Raw genomic sequence first — 2,232 nt, 5'->3', positions numbered from 1 at the left:
GAAGGTGCGCATCATGTCGTCGTCGGGGACGTTGCCGATCTTCTGCATGTGCGGGAAGATGGCGGGGACGGGCCAGGTGCCGAGCTGCACCAGCGCGGCGGTGCCCTTGGGCAGGACGCGCGGCAGGTTCTCGGTGATGCCGCCGCCGGTGATGTGGGCCATCGCCGACACCGCCTCGGCGTCGAGCAGCTTGCGGATGACCGGCCAGTAGCTCTTGTGCTGCTTCATGAGCTCGTTGCCGACCTTGCCGTGCAGCTCGTTGACGTAGGTGTCGGGCGAGTAGCGCGCGACCGTGAACATGAGCTTGCGGGCCAGGGAATAGCCGTTGGTGTGGAGGCCGTTCGAGGGCAGGCCGATCAGGACGTCGCCCACCGCGACCTTCGCGCCGGTGATGATGCGCTCGCGGTCGACGACGCCGACGATGAACCCGGCGAGGTCGTACTCGCCCGGCGGATAGAAGCCCGGCATCTCGGCGGTCTCGCCGCCGATGAGCGCGCAGCCGTTGTGCTTGCAGGCCTCCGCGATGCCCTCGACGATCTTCTCCGCGACGTCAGGCTCGAGCTTGCCGGTCGCGAGGTAGTCCATGAAGAACAGCGGGGTGGCGCCCTGCACCGCGATGTCGTTCACGCAGTGGTTGACCAGGTCGCCGCCGACGGTCGAGTGCAGGTCCATCTCGAAGGCGACCTTGAGCTTGGTGCCCACGCCGTCGACGCTGGAGACCAGCACGGGATCGCGGAAGCGCTTGCGGTCCACCGCGAACAGCCCGCCGAAGCCGCCGATCTCGCTCAGCACGCCCTTGGTAAAGGTCTTGTGGGCGAGATACTTGATGCGCTGCTTGGTGCGGTTGGCGCGCGCGATGTCCACGCCGGCGTCGGCGTAGGTGATGGGCTTCGTTACGGTCGATTGGGCCAAAAGAAGAGTCCTGTCCGGTCGGGGATAGCGGGGCCGTGTGGAAAGGGAGATTTTACCATCCGCTCAACTTGTCATTCCGAGCGAAGCGAGGAATCTGCTTTTCGGCCTATAACAGTGTTCCGATGCGCTGCCAGCGGGTGCGGCTGAACAGGTGCGCGGCCATCGAGCCGTAGAATTCGAGCTTGCGGGTGCCGTTGTCCTCCAGCCAGTCGCGCGCCGGGGCGTCGTAGGAGAAGTAGACCAGGATGGGCTCGCCGACCACGTTGGCCGCGGGCACGGTACCCCAGTAGCGGCTGTCGGCGGAGTCGTCGCGGTTGTCACCCAGCACGAAGAGGCTGCCGGGCGCGATCTTCTGCGCGGGATAGTTCTCGCGTCGCGCCGTCCGCGCGTGCAGGCGGTGCTGCACGTAGGGCTCGGGCACGGGCGCGCCGTTGACGTAGAGGGCGTCGTCGCGGATCTCCACGGTGTCGCCGCCGATGGCGACCACGCGCTTGAGGAAGGTGATGCGCGGGTCGCGCGGATAGCGGAAGGCGACGATGTCGCCGCGCCGGGGCGTGCGGAGCCGGGGCAGCCGCCATCCCACCAGCGGCAGCTCGGGGCCGTACAACGCCTTGTTCAGGAAGATGTGGTCGCCGGTCAGGATGGTGCCTTCCATCGAGCCGGTGGGGACGACCGAGGCCTCGCCGAGGAAGGTCCGGACGAAGAAGACGGCAAGCAGCACGGTGGCGAGCCAGCGGGCGGCGCGATACCAGCGGCGCCGCCGGAAGGGAACAAGCGCGCGCGCCTCGGCCAGGGACGCCGCGCCGGACGAAGCGAACAAGACCGCGCCGGCTGCCATGATTGTGGGGTTGCTGGGATCATCGTGCGCTCGCGCCGCCCGGAGGGCAATCAGGGGTATCGCTTAGTCCCGGACGGGGGCGGGGCGGCGGCGGGGGCGTCTGTTATAATCGGTGGCGAAGTAATCGCGCGCTTCCTGCGCGTTTCCCGAAAAAGATTACTTTTCCTGCCCCGTGTTCCAACCCGGGGCCCCCGGCACGCGCGGTTTTCGCGTGACGGGGTGGTCGTCGGGGAGTGGCTCAGCCTGGTAGAGCACCTGGTTCGGGACCAGGGGGTCGGAGGTTCAAATCCTCTCTCCCCGACCAATTTTTTCTTAGACTTAAGCGCGCATCTGGTTTTTCCGTCACACCGCTGTGGGCGATTTTGTGACGGTCATGACCTGCACCGAGGTGATGCGCGAGTCGCAGCGCATTCTCACTCGGCACACGCATAATCGCAAGAGCGTAGATCCCGCCGCTTTGTTTTGAAACCTACATCATTGGT

At 66.4% G+C, this 2,232-nt stretch carries 2 protein-coding genes and 1 tRNA gene; 1 reads left to right on the top strand and 2 read right to left on the bottom strand.

What is annotated here, in order from left to right; all coding sequences use genetic code 11:
* The coding region (purM, locus tag VLA96_06135) for a phosphoribosylformylglycinamidine cyclo-ligase (protein ID HSE48770.1) at positions 1 to 912 on the bottom strand (912 nt) is incomplete at its 3' end.
* 106 nt (positions 913 to 1,018) lie between these two features.
* A complete protein-coding gene (lepB, locus tag VLA96_06130; GenBank protein ID HSE48769.1) occupies positions 1,019 to 1,750 on the bottom strand; it encodes a signal peptidase I in 732 nt (243 codons plus the stop codon).
* Between the two features lie 227 nt (positions 1,751 to 1,977).
* Here lepB and VLA96_06125 point away from each other — a divergent pair.
* Positions 1,978 to 2,054 (top strand) — tRNA-Pro (locus VLA96_06125).
* Positions 2,055 to 2,232 lie beyond the last annotated feature (178 nt).

This window comes from Terriglobales bacterium (genome assembly GCA_035457425.1).
Taxonomy (GTDB): Bacteria; Acidobacteriota; Terriglobia; order Terriglobales; family Acidobacteriaceae; genus JACPNR01.
This window is presented reverse-complemented; position numbering and strand designations above follow the sequence as displayed.